The following is a 20,093-nucleotide window of genomic DNA, read 5'->3' as shown; positions in this document are numbered from 1 at the left end:
AAATCAGAATCGGGCCGGTCAGACTTTTCTGCATTCCTCTGGAGACCCCCGTGAAACTTCTTCGAACGCTTGCCGCCGCCGGCCTGTGCATCGGTCTTGTCGCCCCGACCTGGGCCCAGCAGGAGCGGGTGATCCGCTTCGGCCATCTCAACAACGCGGACCATCCCGTGAGCTTCGGCGTGAAGCGCTTCGCCGAGCTGCTCGCCGCCAAGAGCGGCGGCAAGATGAAGGTGCAGGAATACCCGGCCTCCCAGCTCGGCAACGAGATGCAGCAGCAGTCCGCCTTGCAAGGCGGCGTGCAGCAGATGTCGGCACCTGCCACCACCTCGCTTGCAGGCATCGTCAAGGAATTCGGCCTGGTCGACTTCCCCTTCTCGGTAAACAACTTCGCGCAGGCCGATGCATTGCTCGACGGCCCGCTGGGGCAGGCGCTGATCGCCAAGCTGCCGGAAAAGGGCCTCGTCGCCCTGGGCTATTGGGACCTGGGCTTTCGCAACGTGACGAACAGCAAGCGCCCCATTGCCAAGCCGGAGGATCTCGAGGGCCTGAAGATCCGGGTCATTCCCAATCCCGTGTTCCTTGAAACCTTCAAGTCCTTCAAGGCCAATCCGGTGCCGATGCCTTTCGCCGAGCTCTATGGCGCCCTCGAGTCGAAAGCGGTCGACGGCCAGGAGAACCCCTATTCGGTGATCCTGTCGAACAAGTTCTTCGAGGTGCAGAAGTTCGTGAGCGCCACGAACCACGTGTACGCGGCCAACATCGTGCTGGTCAGCAAGAAGTTCTGGGATTCGCTGAGCGCCGCCGAGCAGAAGATGATGAATGACGCGGCCAACGAGGCGCGCGGCTATCAGCGGCAGGTCAGCCGCGCCGCGGCCCAGAAGGCGATCGGAGACCTGCAAGCCAAGGGCGCGCAGTTCAACGAAGTGAGCACGGCGGAGCAAGTGCGCATGCGCGAGATCGCCAAGCCTGCGATCGACAAGTTCGCGTCGCAATACGACCCCGGCATCGTCAAGCTCTACAACGACGAGCTCGCCCGCATCCGCAAACAATGACCGCCCGCACAGTTGCTCTCATGAAAATCCTCGTTCTCCACGGCCCGAACCTCAACCTGTTCGGGCGCCGCGAGCCTCATATCTACGGCAAGACCACGCTTGCGGAAATCAATGCCCAGCTGCAAGCGCTGGCGAGCGAACTCGGCGTGACACTGGAGACGATCCAGTCGAACCACGAAGGCGATCTCATCGACTTCCTGCATACCCACATCGACGATGCCCAAGGTGCGCTGGTCAACCCCGCAGGGCTCACCCAGCATGGCGTGCCGTTGCACGACGCCATCAAGGCCATGCCATTTCCGACCATCGAGGTGCACATGTCGAACATCGCCGCGCGCGAAACCTGGCGTGCGCACTCGATCATCTCGCCGGCAGTGAAAGGTACGGTGCAAGGCCTGGGGCCGCACTCTTACCTGGCGGCATTGCGCGCACTGGTCGATATGCAGAAGAAGGCGGCCGCCTCCTGAAACACCATGCTGTCCGGCGTCGACGGACAGCCACAGAGAAAACAAGATGAATCAATGGATCGATCGGTGCTGTGCCGGCATCGAGGCACTGATCGCCGCCGCGCTCGTGGTCATGGTGGTGCTCGTGTTCGGCAACGTGGTGCTGCGGTACGGTTTCAATTCGGGCATCACCATGTCCGAAGAGGTGTCGCGCTGGCTCTTCATCTGGATGACCTTCCTTGGCGCGGTGGTCGCGCTCAAGGAGCACGGCCACCTGGGCGTGGACATGGTGGTGCAGAAGTTGCCGCCCCTCGGCAAGAAGATCTGCCTGGCGGTGGGCCACGTGGTCATGCTCTACATCGTCTGGCTGCTCTTCCAGGGCAGCGTGGCGCAGGCACGCATCAACTGGGACGTCACGGCACCGGTCACCGGCGCTTCGATGGCCATCGTCTATGCCTCCGGCGTGGTGTTTTCGGTGTTGGCCGGGTTCATCCTGGCGCTCGATCTGCTTCGGCTGCTGACGGGGCGCATCGCCGACGACGAGCTCGTGATGATCCAGGAGTCGGAGGAGGCCGTCCAGCTCAAGCAGATCCTCGGATCGAAAGATGAGGCTCCAGGAGCGCGCAAATGACCATTCTCGTCTTTGTGGGCTCCCTGCTCGCGGCCATGGCGATGGGCATTCCCATCGCGTTCTCGCTGCTCGCATGCGGCGTGGCGCTGATGTGGCATCTCGATCTGTTCGATGCGCAGATCCTCGCGCAGAACGTGATCGGCGGTGCCGACAGTTTTCCGCTGCTGGCGGTTCCCTTCTTCATGCTGGCCGGCGAGATCATGAATGCCGGCGGCCTGTCCAAGCGCATCGTCGACCTTGCGCTTGCGCTGGTCGGGCATGTGAGGGGAGGCCTCGGCTACGTGACCATCATGGCCGGCTGCCTGCTCTCGGCGCTGTCGGGCTCGGCCGTCGCAGACGCCGCCGCGCTGACCGCACTGCTGCTGCCGATGATGGTCAGGGCGGGCCATGACAAGGCGCGGGCAGGCGGCCTCATCGCCGCCACGGGGATCATCGGCCCCGTGATTCCGCCCAGCATCGGCCTGGTGATATTCGGCGTTGCCGCCAATGTCTCGATCTCCAAGCTCTTCATGGCGGCCATCGTGCCGGGGTTGCTGATCGGCGGCGCACTGTGGGTGACCTGGGCATGGCTCGTTCGGCACGAGAAGATCCAGCCGCCGCCGCGCAAGCCGGCACGCGAAGTCATGAAGGCCGCGCGGGATGCCGGCTGGGCATTGATGCTGCCCGTCATCATCCTGGTCGGCCTGCGCATGGGGGTTTTCACGCCGACGGAAGCTGCCGTGGTCGCCGCCGTCTACGCATTCTTTGTCGCCACCTTCATCTACCGCGAGCTGAGCTTCGGTGAGCTCTACAAGGTGTTCGTGAGCGCCGCGAAGACGAGCGCCGTGGTCATGTTCCTGATTGCGGCGGCCATGGTCAGCGCCTGGCTGATCACGGTGGCGGACCTGCCGTCCAAAGTGGTGGGACTTCTCCAGCCCTTCATGGGGAACAAGATCCTTCTGATGATCACGATCATGCTGCTGGTCATGGCCGTGGGCACGGCGATGGACATGACGCCCACCATCCTGATCCTGACGCCGGTATTGATGCCGGTCGTCATTGCCGCGGGCATCGATCCGGTCTACTTCGGCGTGATGTTCATCATCAACAACTCGATCGGCCTCATCACGCCGCCGGTGGGGGTGGTGCTGAACGTCGTTGCAGGCGTCGGAAAGATGAAGATGGACGACGTCACCCGCGGCGTTCTGCCGTTCATGGCGGCCGAGTTCGCAATCATGTTCGTCATGGTGCTGTTCCCGCAACTGGTGACGGTGCCGGCCCGATGGTTCGGGGGCTGAGATGGCCAAGGCTGCGATGCGCTTCGCGCGCCCCGCGTGGTTTGCCGCGCTGGCGCTCTTCGCCCAGTCTCCCGCGTTTGCGCAGGACCCCGATCGCGAAGTTCTTCCTGAACAGCGCCAGCGGCTTGCCTTCGTCTCTCCCACCGGACTGACGCCGCTGGGCGCGCGGATGCTCTTTTCCGCCTTCCACGTGAGCTCGGGCCAGGAGCTCTGGATCACGGACGGCAGCGCCGCGGGCACGAAGATGCTCAAGGACATCCGTCCCGGCTTCCGGGGGTCCTTTCCCGTCTGGCAGACGCCGTTCCGCGGCCGCGTGTACTTCACCGCCACGGACGGCGAGCGCGGCCTCGAACTCTGGGCCACCGACGGAACGGCCGCGGGCACTTCGCTGGTGATCGATCTGCGGCCGGGCGAGGAAGGCTCCATGCCCAGCGAGCTGACGGTGTTCGGCGACGCGCTGTACTTTGTCGCCAATGACGGCAGCACCGGCTTCCAGGTGTGGAAGACCTCGGGCAGCGCGCGAACCACCACGCGCGTGTCCTCGATCAACGCCGGTCCCCGCGCGGTCGCACGCCAGCTCACGGTCGCCGGCAAGCGCCTGTTCTTCACCGCGACCACGCGCGAACACGGCCACGAACTCTGGGTCACCGATGGAACCCCGCAGAGCACACGCATGGTGAAGGACATCCGCCCGGGGCTCGAGGACGCTGACATTCAGGGCCTGACCGCCGTGGGCGACAGCATCTACTTCACCGCGAACGACGGTGCGCACGGGGCCGAGCTGTGGAAGAGCGACGGCACCGAGCGGGGCACGCAAATGGTGAAGGACATTCGCCCGGGAGAGGCATCCTCGCGCCCCGCGCATCTGATCGCACTCGATCGCATGCTGTACTTCGCCGCCAACGACGGCGTCCATGGCACCGAACTGTGGAAGAGCGACGGCACCACGGCCGGCACGACGCTTGTGACGGACATTCGCCCGGGCGCGGAGGGCGCCATTGCAAGCCCCTTGTCGACGATGGGAGGGCGGCTTTATTTCGCCGCGACAGACGGTGTGTCCGGTGCGGAACTGTGGCGCAGCGACGGCACGGCAAAGGGGACCGCACTCGTCAAGGACATCGCGCCAGGCGCCGAAAGCGGCTCTCCGGCACGCTTCGCGGCCATCGGGTCGCGGCTGTGGTTTTCAGCGAACGGCGGGTCAGCGAGCGGCGTCGAGCCATGGACGAGCGACGGTTCGTCGGCCGGTACCCGCACCGTGGCCGATGTCGCGGCAGGTCCTCGCAACTCGATGCCGCTGGGCTTTCGTACGCTCGCAGAGGCGGTGCTCTTCGTGGCGGATGACGGCCATGGCAATGAGCGCCTGTGGATACGCCATCCGGATGGCCGGGTCGCACTGGTCGGAGACCCGCTCAAGGAGCGGTTGCGCTGATCCGCCCCTGATCCTTGCGAGCAAAAAAACACCGGCAAATGCCGGTGTTTTTTTGCCTGGAGTCTGCGAACGACGCAGATCAGTACACGACGATCTTGCCCGTGGGCCGCGGACTGTGGCAGTCGTTGTAGAAGTACTCGCCAGGCGCGTCGAAGGTGTGGTTCGCAGACTGTCCCGGCGCCAGCCTGAAGTCGAAGCGGCCTTCGAAGAACTGGGTGGCGCAATGCGTGTTGGCGTTGCCGCCCGGGTTGGTGAAGGTGACCGTGGTGTTCACCGGCACGCGCATGAAGGTCGGTGTCATGGCGTTGACCGCCGTCGACTCGACCGTTCCGGGTGCGTTTCCGGCAGTCTGTACACGCGCCAGGAACACCGTGTTGGGGGTGGGCAGCGCCGCACCTTCCACGGCCGACCCAGACACCGGGCGACGCACGACAGGCGGAGTCGGCGTCGCGGGCGGCTGCACCGTGCCGCCGACCTTGAATGCCCACAGGCGGTCGCCGCGAGGCGCCGAGTCGCCATACGGAATGCTCGTACCGCCGGAGAACACCGCCACATACTGCTCGCCGTCGATCTCGTAGGTGATCGGGCTGGCGCTGATCGCGGCTCCCGTCTGGAAGCGCCACAGCTCGCTGCCGTCATTGGCATCCATGGCCAGCAGGTTGCCGTCGGGCTGGCCGATGAAGAGAAGATCGGACGCCGTGGTCAGGATGCCGTTGCCGTGCGCAAGCGAGTACGGCATCTGCTTCTTCCACTTGACGAGGTTGGTGCCCGGATCGACGGCCACGACGGCGCCGGTCATGTAGGTGCCCGGCGGGCGCAGGCCGTTGCTCGCCTCGGTCAGCGAATGCGCGGCCGACACGTAGCCCATGCCTGTGTAGACCAGGCCGGTGCGCTGGCTGTACGACTGGTGGTTCCAGTTGGCACCGCCGCCGTGCCCCGGGATGGAGAGGATCGGCACGTCCCAATGCGCGTCGTAGAGGCAGCCCTTCACATAGTTCGGCACCGCGCGGTTGGGATCGCCCGGAATCGCCGTGCCCAATGGCTGGTCCACGATGCAGGTCTCGGTCCAGGCGCCCTGGCGCGGCATGGGCTGCGTGGGCCAGCTGGCCTGGCGGGCATCCTGCTTCACCGGCACTTCGTCGATGCCCAGCGGCGCGCTGCCGTCCTTGCGATCGAGTATGTAGTACATGCCGGTCTTGCTGCCGTAGATCACGACCTTGCGATCACGCCCGTCGATCTTCACGTCCGCAAGCACCGGCGACATGACGTTGTCCATGTCCCAGATGTCGTGGTGGACGGACTGGAAGTGCCACTTGTACTCGCCGGTCTTGAGGTCGAGGGCGACGATCGAATTGGCGAACAGGTTCAGCCCGGGTCGCGCGGACCCGTTCTGCGACGAGCCGCCGCGCACATTGCCGAAGGTCCAGTAGACAAGGCCCAGTTCCGGGTCCACGGCCGGATGGATCCAGGGCGTCGCGCCCGTGCGATCGGACTCGGCGGCACCACCCCAGGTGTCGTAGCCGATTTCGCCGGCGCGCGGTACGCCCCAGAACGAAGTCAGCACCTTGCCGGTCAGCGCATCGGCGGAGAAGGCGGCGCCGCGGTTGCCGTCGTTGGTGCCCAGGTAGAGGCGCTTGTCGTGATAGACCAGAGCCACCTTCTGCAGCGCGCCCTGATAGTCGGGGTCGGTGGTGCTGCTCGGATATTGCTTGATCCAGGCGATGGCGCCCGTGTCGGTACGCAGCGCCACCAGCCGGTTGCCTGTGGCCACGGTGAACACCAGGCCCAGATCCTTCGCGACGGCCACGCCGCGGCGGGTGATGGCGCCGTAGGGCGTGGTCCATTTCCATTTCGTAAGACCGGTCTTGCCGTCCACCGCGACCACATTGCCGACGGCCGATTCGATGTAGATGACGCCGTCGACCACCACCGTCGTGCTCTGGTTGTTGCCGGTGGCCATGCCGCCTTCGATCTGGTTGACCCAGGCGCCGCCCAATCGGCCGATCGCGCCCTTGTCGATTTTGCGCAGGCTGGAGTAGTTCTGGTTGCCGAGGTTGCCTCCCACCTTCGGAAAGTCCTTGTCGCCGGCGGTGCAGCAGTCCGACAGGTCGGACGCGGGCGCTGCGGCCGCCGGCGGCGGCGCTGGCGGTGGCGCGCTGGATGACGGTGGCGGCGCTGGAGCCGGCGCTACCGGCAGGAAGGGTGTGCCGTCGCCGCTCGAGCCGCCGCAGGCGGTGATCAGCAATGGCGATGCGAGCACGCCGCAGGAAACCAGCAACGTGACCAATGATTTTTGCTTCATGGATGTCTGTCCCGTGAACGGTTGCTGGGCGTCACTCGGTGCAGAAAGGCGTGAGGCCCATGGCCGACTTGACGCCCTGGACGACGAGCTTCTGGAACTCGATGGCACCGACGCCTTGCAGGTCGGCGGTGAACGAGTGGGCGTTGTGACCGAGGGTCGTGAGCCAGGCGCGGCCGCCGTCGTAGTACTGGCACCAGGCGACCGGATGGAAGTCGGCGTGGCCCGGGTGCGGTGCCGCCGTGAGCGGTTTCAGCGTCGAGGTATCGACCTTGGCCAGGAACTTCACCTTGGTGGGGAAGGGCATGAGGTTGTACCACTCGTCCTGGAAGGAGAAGCGCTTGGGCACGTCCTTCGTCGAAGGGTCGTCCGAGACGATTTCGACATCGCCGCCGCGGTTCGGCCCGTGGTTGTAGAAGTTCGCGTTGCCCAGCAGGCCTTCGTAGTAGGGCCAGTTGTATTCCGCGCCGAAGGCGTTGTGCAGGCCGACGAAGCCGCCTCCGCGGCGCATGTAGTTGCGCAGCGCCGTGCGCGCGGCATCCTGGCTCGTGCTGACCGCGCCGTTCCACAAGGTGTCGCGGTTCGAGCTCGCGAAGATGATCGCCTTGTAGTTGTTGATGCGGCCGCTGAGGATCGCGACGTCTTCCGTCCAGTCGACGGTGATGCCCTCGGCCGACAGCATGCGCACCAGGCCTGCCTGCATCACGTTGTCCGGGTTCATCACGGGGTTCAGGCCGGCTGCCATCGGCGTGCCCAGCACCGCATGGCGCGGGCCTGCGGTGCGCGAATAGACCAGCACCCGGTCAGGCGTCGTGGCAAAGGCGCCCCAGTCGTTGTAGCACTTGGGGTTCGTGCCTCTGCAGACGTTGTAGTAGGTGTCGAAGCTGTCGTCCGGCGCCTCCGCGACCGGATCCGTCGGCGCGAGCGGCGCTTCTTCGACAGGGGCCGCCGGACTGCTGGGTGCGGCCGGCGAAGCGGACAGGGCGGCGATGGGTATGCCTGCGCCGCCGCCGCCGTCTCCTCCTCCACATGCGGTCACGGCCAGTGCCAGGGCCGCGGTCGATGCGAGCCTGAAAGTCAATGATTTGCCAAATTCCAAGGGAGTCTCCTCGTTCTGATCGATGGCGCAGAGGTGCGAGCGCTCTGCCGGTGCTGGCCGGCTGCTCCGCGGTCACGGAGTCGGCCGGGGGCGATCATAGGAATTTTGTGGAAATTATTTCCATTATGGAAATCCCTTCCTATTTTGAAATCGAGCGAAAACCGCCGCTTCAAATGATTCGGAAGGACAGGCTGCCGGGCGGCCGGATGCGCCACGGCCGCGCTGCAATACTTGCAGCGCTCAGAACCTGCCAACGACGCTGGGAACGGTCGTGTGCAGTCCCCGCTGCCAGGCGAGGCGGGGAGGCAGGTTCGAGAGATCGCGCAGGCGCGCGACTCTCTATCGTCGGAAACGCACTAGCGAAGGACGAGCACCGGCAGCGTCGAGTGCGCAAGCACGTGCTGCGTCTCGCTGCCCAGCAGCAGGCGCTTGATGCCCTTGCGCCCGTGCGACGCCATCACGATCAGGTCGCTCTTGTATTTCTTCGCCGCGGCGATGATCGATTCCGCCACCAGATCGGAGTTGGCCGTCGCCGTCTTGATCCGCACGCCGCTTTCCTTGGCGCGCGCGCTCACGGTGTCGAGCATTGCCTGTGCCTTCTCGGCCCACTGTTGCTCGATGCGCCCGATGTCTTCCGCCGAGAAAGTCATGGAGCCTTCCAGGTAGCTCCTGGGATAGCGCGGAATCACGTTGAGCGCCACGAGGTCGGCGTCGTTCTGGGCGGCGAGTGCGATCGCGCTCGTCACGGCCTTCTTCGAGAGCGTGGAGCCGTCGGTGGCGACGAGGATGCGTTTGAACATGTGGGGTCTCCGGGGAAGGTGTTGCGCGAGCTTAGGCAGGCCGGGGCCCCGCTCGTTGATGCAGATCAAGAAGCGCGGCTGGGGCCGGCCTTAGCCTCGCTGCGATGCAAGCCGCGCTCGCCCCGTTCTCTCCGCATCCATCGTCCGCACCCGCCGCTACGGCCACAGCCGAGACCTGGCGGTTGCTCGACGACCCGCTCGAGTGGGCGGCCTTCAGCCAGTTGGAGCAAGGCGATGCGGCCACTGGTCAGTGGGCATCGCAGGTCGCGGTAGAGGGCATGCACTGCGCCGCCTGCGCCTTCACCGTCGAAGACACGCTGCGGAAGGTGCCGGGCGTGCTCGAAGCGCAGGTCAACGCCGCGAGCAGGCGCGCGCGCGTGGTGTGGTCGGCCGCGGCCACCCGGCCTTCGCGCTGGTTCGAGGCCTCGGCCGCCGCCGGCTACCCGCTGCTTCCCGCCGACAGCCAGCCTGCGAGCCTGCAGCGCGCGCGCGAACTGCGCATGGCGCTCTGGCGCTGGCTGGTCTCGGGCTTCTGCATGATGCAGGTCATGATGTACGCCTACCCGGCCTACATCGCCAGGCCCGGCGACATGACGGCCGACGCGGCGCAACTGCTGCGCTGGGCCTCATGGGTGCTCACGCTGCCCGTCGTGCTGTTCTCCTGCGGTCCATTCTTCCGCAGCGCCTGGCGCGACCTGCGCGCGGGGCGCATCGGCATGGACCTGCCCGTGGCCTTCGGCGTGCTCATGACCTTCGTGGTCAGCAGCGCCGCCACCTTCGACAGCGGGGGGCCGCTGGGCCACGAGGTCTACTTCGACTCGCTGACGATGTTCGTCTTCTTCCTGTTGACCGGACGCTGGCTGGAGGCCCGCCTGCGCGAGCGCACTGCCGGGTCGCTCGAGGCCCTGATGCACCGGCTGCCCGACAGCGTGGAGCGGCTGGCCCGCAACGGCAGCTGGGTCCGCGTGGCCGCGCGCCGGCTCGTGGTCGGCGACGTGGTCCGGGTGCGCCCCGGCGAGGCGTTTCCGGCCGACGGCGTGGTGATCGATGGCGACACCAGCGCGGACGAGGCCCTGCTCACCGGCGAATCGCGCCCCGTGCCGCGCCCTTGCGGCGACCACGTGCTGGCCGGCAGCCACAACCTGTCGGCGGTGGTCCGGGTGCGCATCGAATCGGTGGGCGAGAGCACGCGCTTTGCACAGATCGTGCGGCTGATGGAAAGCGCGGCTATGAACAAGCCGCGCCTGGCGCTGCTGGCGGACCGGGTGGCGCGGCCGTTCCTCGTCGTGGTGCTGGCATCCGCGGTGGCCGCGGCGGCGTTCTGGTGGCGGGTGGACCCGGGCCGGGCGTTGATGGTGGCGGTGGCGGTGCTGATCGTGACCTGCCCGTGCGCGCTTTCGCTGGCCACGCCGGCCGCCATGCTCGCGAGCGCGGGCGCGCTGGCGCGCGGCGGCGTGCTGACGTCCAACCTGCAGGCGCTGGAGGCCCTGGCGTCGGTCGACACGGTCGTGTTCGACAAGACCGGCACCTTGACCGGCGACATCCCGCGCCTGGAGCGCATCTATTGCCGGCAGGGCCTGCGGCCCGGCGATGCGCTGGAAATGGCGGCAGCGCTCGCGGCGCAGTCGCTGCACCCTGTCGCGCAGGGGCTGGTGAATGCGTGGCATGCCCAGTTCCGCACACCGCCGGACTGGAGCGTGACGCACGTCGGCGAGACCGCCGGACTCGGGCTCGAAGGCGTGATGCGACGCGGCCGCGATGGCTCGGGCGCACGGCAGCGCACGCGCCTCGGATCGGCCGCCTTCTGCGGCGTACCGCCTTTGCAGGTGGAGGCTGTGCAGGTCCATCTGTCCGACGGGAAGGGATGGGTCGCCAGCTTCGTGCTGACAGAGGAACTGCGCACGGATGCCGGCGCGGCGGTGGCGGCGCTGCGCGCGCAGGGACTGACGGTGCGGCTGCTGTCGGGCGACCGCGAGAGCGCCGCGAAAGACATCGGCGCTCAAGCCGGCATTGCATTCGCGCAGGGCGGCTGCACGCCGGAGGACAAGCTCGACGTGCTGTGGCGGCTGCAGGCCGAGGGCCGGCGAATCGTGATGGTGGGCGACGGCCTCAACGACGGCCCGTCGCTGGCGCGCGCCAACGCGTCCTTCGCCTTCGGCCGCGCCGTGCCGCTGTCGCGGGCGCGCGCCGATTTCGTCGTGCTGGGGGACCGGCTGTGCGCCATTCCGGAGGCGATCGCGCAGGCACGCCGGACCATGCGCGTGGTGCGCCAGAACCTCGCGTGGGCCGCGGGCTACAACGCGCTGTGCGTGCCGCTCGCCGTCGCCGGCTGGCTGCCGGCGTGGCTTGCCGGCCTCGGCATGGCCGCGAGCTCGCTCGTGGTGGTCCTCAACGCGGCGCGGCTCGCCGCCGCCGGCCAGGCAGTCCGCTGATGGACATCCTCTTCCTGCTCATCCCGCTGTCCGTGATGCTGGTGCTCGTGATCCTCGGCGGGCTCTGGTGGGCCATCGAGCGCGGCCAGTTCGAGGACATCGAGGTCGAGGGCGACCGCATCCTGCACAACGATTGATTTGCATCAAGGCTCGCGAGCGAGGCCGCGGAGAGACTCCCCGTCATCCAACAAAGGGCACGACGATGCAAGCAACGAACCCACCCGCCGCGATTTACGACGATACGGTCGTGCGGCAGTTCGCTCTCATGTCCGTGGTCTGGGGGGTGGTCGGCATGCTGGTCGGCGTGATCATCGCGTCCCAGCTGACATGGCCTGAACTCAACCTCGGCATTCCATGGCTCAGCTACGGGCGGCTGCGGCCGCTGCACACCAACGCAGTGATCTTCGCATTCGGCGGCTGCGCACTGATGGCCACGAGCTTCCATGTGGTGCAGCGCACCTGCCAGGTCCGGCTGTTCGCGCCTGCGCTCGCTTCCTTCGTGTTCTGGGGTTGGCAGCTGGTGATCGTGGCGGCCGCCATCAGCCTGCCGCTGGGCTACACCCGAGGCAAGGAATACGCCGAACTCGAATGGCCCATCGGCATCCTGATCGCCGTGGTCTGGGTGGCTTACGCCATCGTGTTCTTCGGCACCATCGGCCGGCGAAAGGTTCGCCACATCTACGTGGCCAACTGGTTCTACGGCGCGTTCATCATCGCGGTGGCGTTGCTGCACATCGTGAACGGCGCGGTGGTTCCCGCCGGCTGGATGAAGAGCTATTCGGCCTATGCAGGCGTGCAGGACGCGATGGTGCAGTGGTGGTACGGCCACAACGCCGTCGGCTTCTTCCTCACGGCCGGCTTCCTGGGGATGATGTATTACTACATCCCCAAGCAGGCGGGCCGCCCGGTGTATTCGTACCGGCTGTCCATCGTGCACTTCTGGGCGCTGATCTTCACCTACATGTGGGCGGGCCCCCACCACCTGCACTACACCGCACTGCCCGACTGGACGCAGTCGCTGGGCATGGTGTTCTCGCTGATCCTGCTGGCGCCGAGCTGGGGCGGCATGATCAACGGCGTGATGACGCTCTCGGGCGCCTGGCACAAGCTGCGCACCGACCCGATCATGCGTTTCCTGATCGTCGCGCTGTCGTTCTACGGCATGTCGACCTTCGAAGGCCCGATGATGTCCATCAAGACGGTCAACGCCCTGAGCCACTACACCGACTGGACCATCGGCCATGTGCACTCCGACGCGCTCGGCTGGGTGGGCTTCATCACCATGGGCTCGCTGTACTACCTGATCCCGCGCATGTACGGCCGCACCACCATGTACAGCGTGAAGGCGATCGAGGTGCACTTCTGGACGGCCACGATCGGCATCGTGCTGTACATCGCGGCCATGTGGATCGCCGGCGTGATGCAGGGCCTGATGTGGCGCTCCATCAACCCCGACGGCACGCTCACCTATACCTTCGTGGAGAGCGTGAAGGCCACCTTCCCGTTCTACGTGGTGCGCCTGATCGGCGGCCTGCTCTACCTGAGCGGGATGCTGGTGATGGCCTGGAACGTCTGGATGACCGTCATCTCGGGCTTCTCGGTGCGCGCAAGCATTCCACCCGCAATGGCCCACGCCTGAGGACACACCATGAACCCCAAGACACCCGGGTCCGCAGGCTTCTCCCACGAGAAGATCGAGACCAACAACCTGCTGATGATCGTCCTGATCCTGGTGGTCGTGGCCATCGGCGGCCTCGTCGAGATCGTGCCGCTGTTCTTCCAGAAATCGACCACCGAGGCGGTGCAGGGCGTCAAGCCGCTCACGCCGCTGCAGCTCGCAGGGCGCGACATCTACCTGCGCGAGGGTTGCTACAACTGCCACTCGCAGATGATCCGCCCCTTCCGCTCGGAAACGCTGCGCTACGGCCACTACTCCGTGGCCGGCGAGTTCGTCTACGACCACCCGTTCCAGTGGGGCAGCAAGCGCACCGGACCCGACCTGCATCGCGTGGGCGGCAAGTACAGCGACGAGTGGCATCGCATCCACCTGAACAATCCGCGCGACCTCGTGCCCGAGTCGAACATGCCGGCCTACACATGGCTGGAGAAGAGCCCGGTCGACGCCGAGTCGCTGCCGGCCCACATGCGCGCCCTGCGCCGAGTCGGCGTGCCCTACACCGACGAGGAGATCGCCAAGGCCCGGGACGAGGTCGCGGGCAAGACCGAGATGGAAGCCACGGTGGCCTACCTGCAGTCGCTGGGCCTGGCACTCAAGTAAGCAGCGAAGGAGCGAAACCAATGATCGACATCACCACCTTGCGCGTTGCCGCCACCGTCGTCTGCTTCGTGCTTTTCATCGGCATCGTGATCTGGGCGTACTCGCGGCGCAATGCGCGCGACTTCCAGGAAGCGGCCCGCCTGCCGTTCGAGCAGGACTGAAGGAGATCACGATGAGCGATTTCATCAGCCATTTCTGGTCGAACTACGTCGCCGTGGCGTCGCTGCTGAGCATCCTCGGCTGCGTGCTGCTGCTGTGGCTGACGGCCCGCAAGCGCGTGCCCGCCAGCGCCGACAACACCACCGGCCACGTCTGGGACGAAGACCTGCGCGAAGCCAACAACCCGCTGCCGATGTGGTGGATCGGGCTGTTCGTGCTGACCATCGTTTTCGCTCTGGGCTACCTGGCAATCTTCCCCGGCCTGGGAAGCTTCGGGGGGCAGTCCAGCTGGAGCTCGCGCGGCGCCTACGAAGCGGAGGTCGCCAAGGCCACGCAGGCGCTTGCCCCGGTCTATGCCCGCTTCACGGCCATGCCGGTCGAGGAGGTGGCGCGCGACCCGCAGGCCAAGGGCATCGGCGAGCGCCTGTTCATGAACAACTGCGCGCAGTGCCACGGCTCGGATGCGCGCGGAAGCAAAGGGTTTCCCAATCTCACCGACAAGGACTGGCTGCACGGCGGCACGCCCGACAAGCTCGTCGAGACCATCACGAACGGCCGCATCGGCATGATGCCGCCCATGGCCGCGGCCGTCGGGACGCCGGACGACGTGAAGAACCTGGCCAACTACGTGCTGAGCCTGTCGGGCGAACCGCACGACTCGCTGCGCGCCGGCCTCGGCAAATCGAAGTTCACCGCCTGCGCGGCCTGCCACGGCATCGGCGGCGTCGGCAACCAGGCGCTGGGCGCGCCCAACCTCAGCGACAAGATCTGGCTGCACGGCTACGGCGAGGCCGCCATCATCCAGATGATCAACGAGGGCAAGCGCAACGAAATGCCGGCGCAGCAGGGCCGGCTCACCGAGGCACAGATCAAGCTGCTGGCCTCGTATGTCTGGGGGTTCTCGAACACGAACACCACGGCTGCCGTGCCTGTGGCGGCCGGCCCCTGAGGCCGCAGGTCCATGTCGCGCAAGATCATTCCCATCGCCAGCGTCCCGGCGGCCGAGGAGGTCGGCCTCTACGAGGCTTCGAAGAAGATCTATCCCCGCACGGTGCGCGGCGTGTTCGCGCGCTGGCGCTGGGCCATGGTCTTCCTGACCCAGCTCGTGTTCTACGGCATGCCCTGGATGGAGTGGGGCGGGCGGCAGATGGTGCTGTTCGACCTGGCCGCGCGCCGCTTCTTCATCTTCGGCGTGGTGCTGTATCCGCAGGACCTGATCTATCTCTCGGGCCTGCTGGTCGTCAGCGCGCTGTCGCTCTTCCTGTTCACCGCGGTGGCGGGCCGCCTGTGGTGCGGCTATGCCTGCCCGCAGACGGTCTACACCGAGATCTTCATGTGGGTCGAGCACAGGATCGAGGGCAACCGCACCGCGCGCATGCGGCTGGACGCGGAGCCGATGTCGCTCGAGAAGCTGGTGAAGAAGTGGTTCAAGCACATCGTGTGGATCGGCATCGCGCTGTGGACCGGGTTCACCTTCGTGGGTTACTTCACGCCCATCCGCGAGCTGGGCATGGCCTTCCTGCAGACGCAGATGGGCTCCTGGGAAGTGTTCTGGGTCTTCTTCTACGGCCTGGCCACCTACGGCAACGCCGGCTTCATGCGCGAGCAGGTGTGCAAGTACATGTGCCCCTATGCGCGCTTCCAGAGCGCCATGTTCGACCGCGACACGCTCATCGTCACCTACGACCCGGCGCGCGGCGAGCCGCGCGCACCGCGCCGCAAGGGGCCGGACCCGCGCACGCTGGCGCTGGGCGACTGCATCGACTGCGGCCTGTGCGTCCAGGTGTGCCCGACCGGCATCGACATCCGCGAGGGCCTGCAGTACGAATGCATCGGCTGCGGCCTGTGCGTGGATGCCTGCGACACCGTCATGACGAAGATGGGCTATGCGCCGCGGCTGATCCGCTATGACACGCACAACGGCATGGAAGGCCGCTGGAGCGGCCGCCAGCTGCTGCGCCGCGTGCTGCGTCCGCGCGTGCTGGTCTACGCGGCGGTCCTCGCGCTGCTGGTGGCCGGACTGCTGGCCAGCCTCGTCACGCGCACGCCGCTGAAGGTCGACGTGGTGCGCGACCGCGCATCGCTCGCGCGCATCGTGGAAGGCGGGCGCCTGGAGAACGTCTACCGGCTCCAGGTCATGAACGCCACCGAGCAGCCGCAGCGCTACCGGATCGCCGCGCACGGCATCGAAGGCCTGAGCGTCTCGCCGGACGAATCGGTTGCGGTCGAGCCGGCCCAGTCGCGCTGGGTCGCGGTGCGGCTGCAGGTGCCTTACGGCGCAGTGCCGGCCGGCTCCCACACGGTGCACTTCGACATCCGGGAAGAGGGTGGCGCGGTGCAGGTTTCCGAAAAAGCGGTCTTCCTGGTGCCGCGCTGAAAGGTCGAGATGAACACGATGGCAACAACAACTGAACCCCCGGCGCTTGCATGGTGGCGTTACCCGATGCTGTGGATGGTGATCGCGGGGCCGGCTGTGGTGGTGGTCGCAGGCTTCGTGACGCTCTGGCTCGCGCTCTCCCGCCCCGAAGTGCTGGTGTCCGAGGACTACTACCGCGAGGGCATGGAGATCAACAAGACGCTGGGCGACAAGAAACTCATGCCCGCGCTCGCAGGGCGAAACCATGCGCTCACGCCCGCCGAAGATGTGCCGCTGCCATCGGGGAGGCCCGGGTCATGAACGGGTGGCGCCAGCTGGCGACCATCCTCTGGCCCTCCTTTCTGGTGGCCTGCGGCATGGAGGTGCTGGTGTTCGCGCTGTTCGATCCGCTGAACACCTTCTGCGGCGCAGATGCGCTGCGGATGTCCCGCCAGAGCCTCTACACAGTGGCGTTCTTCGTCTTCTGGCTGATGGCGGCGGCATCGAGCGCCTGCACGGTGCTGCTCGCCAGGCCGCCAGCGTCCGAGCGCCGCGGTGTCCCGCAGCAAACCTCTTCGTGATGACCATGTCCTCAGCCGTCCTCGGCGTCCCCGCGCCTGCCTTGCCCATCGATCTGCTGCGGCAGTTCGACGTTCCCGGGCCGCGCTATACCTCCTACCCCACCGCCGACCGCTTCGTCGAGGCCTTCGGTGCCGACGACTACCTGCAGGCGCTGCGCGAGCGACGCGACGCCAGCGCGCAAGCGGGGCCGCTTTCGCTCTACGTGCACATCCCGTTTTGCGAATCGCTTTGCTACTACTGCGCCTGCAACAAGGTCGTCACGCGCCACCGGGAGCGGGGACGGCAGTACCTGGCCTACCTGGCGCGCGAGATCGAACTGCAGGCGGCGCAGCTTGGGCGCGGCGCGACCGTGAGCCAACTGCACCTGGGCGGCGGCTCGCCGACCTTCCTGGACGACCAGGAACTGGGCGAACTCGCCGCACTGCTGCACCGCTCCTTCTCCTTCGAGCGCGGCGGCGAGCGGTCGATAGAGATCGATCCACGCACCGTCGACGCGCAGCGGCTGTCGAACCTGGCGGCACTGGGCTTCAACCGCCTGAGTTTCGGCGTGCAGGACTTCGACCCCGCGGTGCAGCAAGCCGTGCACCGCGTGCAGCCGTCGTCGCAGGTCTTCTCGCTGATGGCGGCCGCGCGTGCGCTGGGCTTCGAGTCGATCAACGTGGACCTGATCTACGGACTGCCGCGGCAGAACGACGCCTCTTTCGAACGCACGCTGGCGCAGATCCGCGAACTGCGGCCCGACCGAATCGCGCTTTACGCCTATGCGCACCTGCCCGAGCGCTTCAAGCCGCAACGGCGCATCGTGGCCGAGGAACTGCCGGATGCGGCCGGGCGGGTGCGCATGCTCGCGCGTGCGATCGATGTGCTCACGCAAGCCGGCTACGTGTACATCGGCATGGATCATTTCGCATTGCCCGACGATCCGCTTGCCGCCGCGAAGCGGCACGGAAGGCTGCAGCGCGACTTCCAGGGCTACGGCACGCGGCCCGAAGGCGACCTCATCGCGCTGGGCGTCTCCGCCATCGGACGCGTGGGCGCCACCTACAGCCAGAACGCCAAGACGCTCGACGAGTACTACGACCGTCTCGACCGGGGGCTTCTGCCCGTGGTGCGCGGCCTTGCGCTGTCGCGCGACGACCTGCTGCGCCGCGCGGTGATCATGGCGCTGATGTGCCGCGGCCGGGTCGACTTCGATGCAATGGGCGAGGCCCACGCGGTCGATTTCCGGCACTACTTCGCCACCGAATTCGCGGCGCTCGGGCCGCTGGCCGCCTGCGGCATGGTGCGGTTGAGCGACCACGACGTCACGGTCACCGAACAGGGCTGGTTCCTGGTGCGTGCCGTCGCGATGGTGTTCGACCGCTACGCCCGCGCGAACCGCACGCGCTTTTCCCGCGTGGTCTGACCATGCAGCTCGCGCTCGCCGGTGCCGCGTTTGTCATGGGCCTTGCCGGCGGCCCGCATTGCGTGGCGATGTGCGGTGCGGCTTCGTCGGCGGTCATCCGCATCGTGCCGCTCGCGCCCACGGGGCAGCACGGTGCGATGCCGCTGCTCGCGGCGCCGGGCGCTTTTCACCTGGGACGCGTCGCGAGCTACGCGGCGGCGGGCGCCGTCGCCGCTGCCAGCGTCGACAGCCTGGCACTGGCCAGCACCCAGATTGCCGCGCTGCGGCCGCTGTGGGTGCTGCTGCATGTGTTCGTGTTCGCCTGGGGCGCGATGCTGGCCGCCACGGGCCGGCAGCCGCTGTGGGCGCAGCGCATCGGCCGCTCGCTCGAATCGCGTCTCCGCTCCCATGCCGGCGGCACGTGGCTGGGCGTGCTTGCAACCGGGCTGCTGTGGGTGGCGCTGCCTTGCGGGCTGCTGTATTCGGCGTTGATGCTGGCCGGCCTGGGCAACGGGGCCCTGGAGGGCGCGGCGCTCATGGCGTTGTTTGCTGCCGGCAGCGCCATCTCGCTGCTGATCGGGCCATGGCTTTGGCGGCATTTGCGGTTGGCCGGCGGCGGGGCGGGCCAGACGTGGGGCGCCCGGTTGGCTGGGGTGCTGCTGGCTGCGGTGGCGGTACAGGCCCTGTGGTCGGACCTTGTTCGCCAGATCGACGCCTGGTGCCGCTGAGGGAGAGATGAATCAGACGCCGGCTCCGTCGCTGATCCGAAGATCCGCCCAGCGGATGCAGCGAACCAGGACCGCATCGACGACTTCGAGGCGCGTGCGCTTCGTGTCCACGATCTGCAAGACGGCTTTGAGGACAGAGTGCTCGAAGATCTCGGCCTTGCACACGACGGTCTGGCCGTCGAAGCTCTGGTCGACGTGGAACACGAACTCGAACCGGTCCCGGTACTGTGGCGGCAGGATCAGCTTCATTGCCACCTGCTTTCGCCAGGATTCGGGCAGCCCCGGTTGCCGGCCGGTTCTTCTGGCCGGCGAGAACTCGCGCCGGTTGTGAGCAGCTGCGGGGGATCCATGTTTCGATCCTTTTCGCCGCAGCCATGCCTTGCCCGAATGAGCCAGGCGGTCGCTGCGCCAGGATGGAAAATGTATCCTTTCGTAGAAAATCTATCTATATCTTTGCGATTTTTCGCGCCCGCTACCTAAAACGCTTGGTGAACTCGCGCACGACGCCGATGACCCGGGCTTCGCCGAGCGGCTTGATGGGGTATCGGCCATTCAATGGCTTGAGATACAGGTCTCCGCCGTCTTTCACGAGTTGCTTGAACGTGGTTTCGCTGGCCTCGTTCAGCGCGATCACATAGTCGCCGGGGATGGCCTCCATCTCCGGTTCCACGATCAGGATGGAGCCGGAGGGGAACGAGTCGCCGGTTTCGCTGACCATGCTGTCGCCATGGACCCTCAGTGCGTAGGTATGCCGCTTGACCGGCACGCTCACAGGGATGGAGTCGAACTGCGTCGTCGGCTTGAAGTTGTCGATGACTGTGTAGTTGCCAGCCTCGACCTCGGAGACCAGGGGAACTTCAGCACGCACGTCGACCCCTCGTGCACCCGCCGACACACCCGAGACCAGTTCGGCTACGGAAATACCAAGCAGTTTCGCCACGCGTGCCTGGTTGGCCCGCTTGGGAGCTGTGCCGCCTTGCTTTTCCCATTGCTGTACTGCGCCACGGCTAACCCCCAGCGCATCAGCAAATTGCTGCTCGCTCATCTGGAGGCGCTTGCGTCCTTCGCGAATTAGTTGACGGCTATTCACAGCCCTAGGGTAGGCGCTGTTTCAGATAGAAAGAAAATCGATGATAGCTCT

General features: G+C 66.6%; 21 protein-coding genes. 16 read left to right on the top strand and 5 right to left on the bottom strand.

Annotated features, from left to right (window positions below):
* The first annotated feature begins 50 nt into the window (after nt 1–50).
* The 5 genes from ACWV14_RS36005 to ACWV14_RS35985 are packed head-to-tail and all read left to right on the top strand — an operon-like array spanning nt 51 to nt 4,835.
* Nucleotides 51–1,052, top strand: a complete 1,002-nt coding sequence (locus tag ACWV14_RS36005) for a TRAP transporter substrate-binding protein (protein ID WP_454908611.1) — start codon at nt 51–53, stop codon at nt 1,050–1,052.
* Between the two features lie 20 nt (nt 1,053–1,072).
* Nucleotides 1,073–1,519: a type II 3-dehydroquinate dehydratase gene (locus ACWV14_RS36000; protein ID WP_454908610.1), complete on the top strand. Its 447-nt coding sequence runs from the start codon at nt 1,073–1,075 to the stop codon at nt 1,517–1,519.
* Between the two features lie 46 nt (nt 1,520–1,565).
* A complete protein-coding gene (locus tag ACWV14_RS35995; RefSeq protein WP_454908609.1) occupies nt 1,566–2,129 on the top strand; it encodes a TRAP transporter small permease in 564 nt (187 codons plus the stop codon).
* On the top strand, nt 2,126–3,406 hold the full coding sequence (locus ACWV14_RS35990; RefSeq protein ID WP_454908608.1) for a TRAP transporter large permease subunit: 1,281 nt from the start codon (nt 2,126–2,128) through the stop codon (nt 3,404–3,406). The genes ACWV14_RS35995 and ACWV14_RS35990 overlap by 4 nt, the downstream gene beginning before the upstream one ends.
* Nucleotide 3,407: 1 nt before the next feature.
* On the top strand, nt 3,408–4,835 hold the full coding sequence (locus ACWV14_RS35985) for an ELWxxDGT repeat protein (RefSeq protein ID WP_454908607.1): 1,428 nt from the start codon (nt 3,408–3,410) through the stop codon (nt 4,833–4,835).
* 79 nt (nt 4,836–4,914) lie between these two features.
* On the opposite strand, the gene ACWV14_RS35980 is transcribed toward ACWV14_RS35985, so the two are convergent.
* From ACWV14_RS35980 to ACWV14_RS35970, 3 genes are all read right to left on the bottom strand, one after another.
* Entirely contained in the window at nt 4,915–7,137 is a 2,223-nt protein-coding gene (locus tag ACWV14_RS35980) for an outer membrane protein assembly factor BamB family protein (protein ID WP_454908606.1), read from the bottom strand.
* Nucleotides 7,138–7,168: 31 nt separating this feature from the next.
* Nucleotides 7,169–8,233, bottom strand: coding sequence for a ThuA domain-containing protein (locus ACWV14_RS35975; RefSeq protein WP_454908605.1), 1,065 nt, complete (start codon nt 8,231–8,233; stop codon nt 7,169–7,171).
* Nucleotides 8,234–8,589: 356 nt separating this feature from the next.
* The gene (locus tag ACWV14_RS35970) at nt 8,590–9,033 is read right to left on the bottom strand and encodes a universal stress protein (protein WP_454908604.1); all 444 of its coding nucleotides are present in this window, start codon (nt 9,031–9,033) and stop codon (nt 8,590–8,592) included.
* A gap of 104 nt (nt 9,034–9,137) precedes the next feature.
* On the opposite strand from ACWV14_RS35970, the gene ACWV14_RS35965 reads away from it, so the two are divergent.
* The 11 genes from ACWV14_RS35965 to ACWV14_RS35915 all read left to right on the top strand — a co-directional run bounded on the left by ACWV14_RS35965 (nt 9,138) and on the right by ACWV14_RS35915 (nt 18,952).
* Nucleotides 9,138–11,465, top strand: coding sequence for a heavy metal translocating P-type ATPase (locus ACWV14_RS35965; protein WP_454908603.1), 2,328 nt, complete (start codon nt 9,138–9,140; stop codon nt 11,463–11,465).
* Nucleotides 11,465–11,602, top strand: coding sequence for a cbb3-type cytochrome oxidase assembly protein CcoS (gene ccoS / locus ACWV14_RS35960; protein ID WP_454908602.1), 138 nt, complete (start codon nt 11,465–11,467; stop codon nt 11,600–11,602). The genes ACWV14_RS35965 and ccoS overlap by 1 nt, the downstream gene beginning before the upstream one ends.
* A gap of 65 nt (nt 11,603–11,667) precedes the next feature.
* Entirely contained in the window at nt 11,668–13,104 is a 1,437-nt protein-coding gene (gene ccoN / locus ACWV14_RS35955) for a cytochrome-c oxidase, cbb3-type subunit I (RefSeq protein WP_454908601.1), read from the top strand.
* Nucleotides 13,105–13,113: 9 nt separating this feature from the next.
* A complete protein-coding gene (gene ccoO, locus ACWV14_RS35950; protein ID WP_454908600.1) occupies nt 13,114–13,743 on the top strand; it encodes a cytochrome-c oxidase, cbb3-type subunit II in 630 nt (209 codons plus the stop codon).
* Nucleotides 13,744–13,763: 20 nt separating this feature from the next.
* Nucleotides 13,764–13,904 carry a cbb3-type cytochrome oxidase subunit 3 gene (locus tag ACWV14_RS35945; RefSeq protein ID WP_081267746.1) on the top strand — a complete coding sequence of 47 codons (141 nt, stop codon included), beginning with the start codon at nt 13,764–13,766 and terminating at the stop codon, nt 13,902–13,904.
* Nucleotides 13,905–13,915: 11 nt separating this feature from the next.
* On the top strand, nt 13,916–14,851 hold the full coding sequence (ccoP, locus tag ACWV14_RS35940) for a cytochrome-c oxidase, cbb3-type subunit III (RefSeq protein ID WP_454908599.1): 936 nt from the start codon (nt 13,916–13,918) through the stop codon (nt 14,849–14,851).
* Between the two features lie 12 nt (nt 14,852–14,863).
* Nucleotides 14,864–16,279, top strand: coding sequence for a cytochrome c oxidase accessory protein CcoG (gene ccoG, locus ACWV14_RS35935; protein WP_454908598.1), 1,416 nt, complete (start codon nt 14,864–14,866; stop codon nt 16,277–16,279).
* Nucleotides 16,280–16,297: 18 nt separating this feature from the next.
* Complete coding sequence (locus tag ACWV14_RS35930; RefSeq protein WP_454908597.1) at nt 16,298–16,579, top strand: FixH family protein; 282 nt, start codon at nt 16,298–16,300, stop codon at nt 16,577–16,579.
* Nucleotides 16,576–16,839, top strand: a complete 264-nt coding sequence (locus tag ACWV14_RS35925; protein ID WP_454908596.1) for a hypothetical protein — start codon at nt 16,576–16,578, stop codon at nt 16,837–16,839. Before ACWV14_RS35930 ends, ACWV14_RS35925 begins: the two co-directional genes overlap by 4 nt.
* A gap of 5 nt (nt 16,840–16,844) precedes the next feature.
* Nucleotides 16,845–18,245, top strand: a complete 1,401-nt coding sequence (hemN, locus tag ACWV14_RS35920) for an oxygen-independent coproporphyrinogen III oxidase (RefSeq protein ID WP_454908595.1) — start codon at nt 16,845–16,847, stop codon at nt 18,243–18,245.
* Nucleotides 18,246–18,247: 2 nt separating this feature from the next.
* A complete protein-coding gene (locus tag ACWV14_RS35915; RefSeq protein ID WP_454908594.1) occupies nt 18,248–18,952 on the top strand; it encodes a sulfite exporter TauE/SafE family protein in 705 nt (234 codons plus the stop codon).
* Between the two features lie 12 nt (nt 18,953–18,964).
* On the opposite strand, the gene ACWV14_RS35910 is transcribed toward ACWV14_RS35915, so the two are convergent.
* Together ACWV14_RS35910 and ACWV14_RS35905 are read right to left on the bottom strand one after the other, a co-directional pair.
* On the bottom strand, nt 18,965–19,201 hold the full coding sequence (locus ACWV14_RS35910) for a hypothetical protein (RefSeq protein ID WP_454908593.1): 237 nt from the start codon (nt 19,199–19,201) through the stop codon (nt 18,965–18,967).
* A gap of 223 nt (nt 19,202–19,424) precedes the next feature.
* Nucleotides 19,425–20,042, bottom strand: a complete 618-nt coding sequence (locus tag ACWV14_RS35905; protein ID WP_454908592.1) for a LexA family protein — start codon at nt 20,040–20,042, stop codon at nt 19,425–19,427.
* Nucleotides 20,043–20,093 lie beyond the last annotated feature (51 nt).

Source organism: Variovorax durovernensis, from assembly GCF_977011995.1.
The sequence above is the reverse complement of the archived record's forward strand: the minus strand, read 5'-3'. Positions and strand labels throughout refer to the sequence as shown.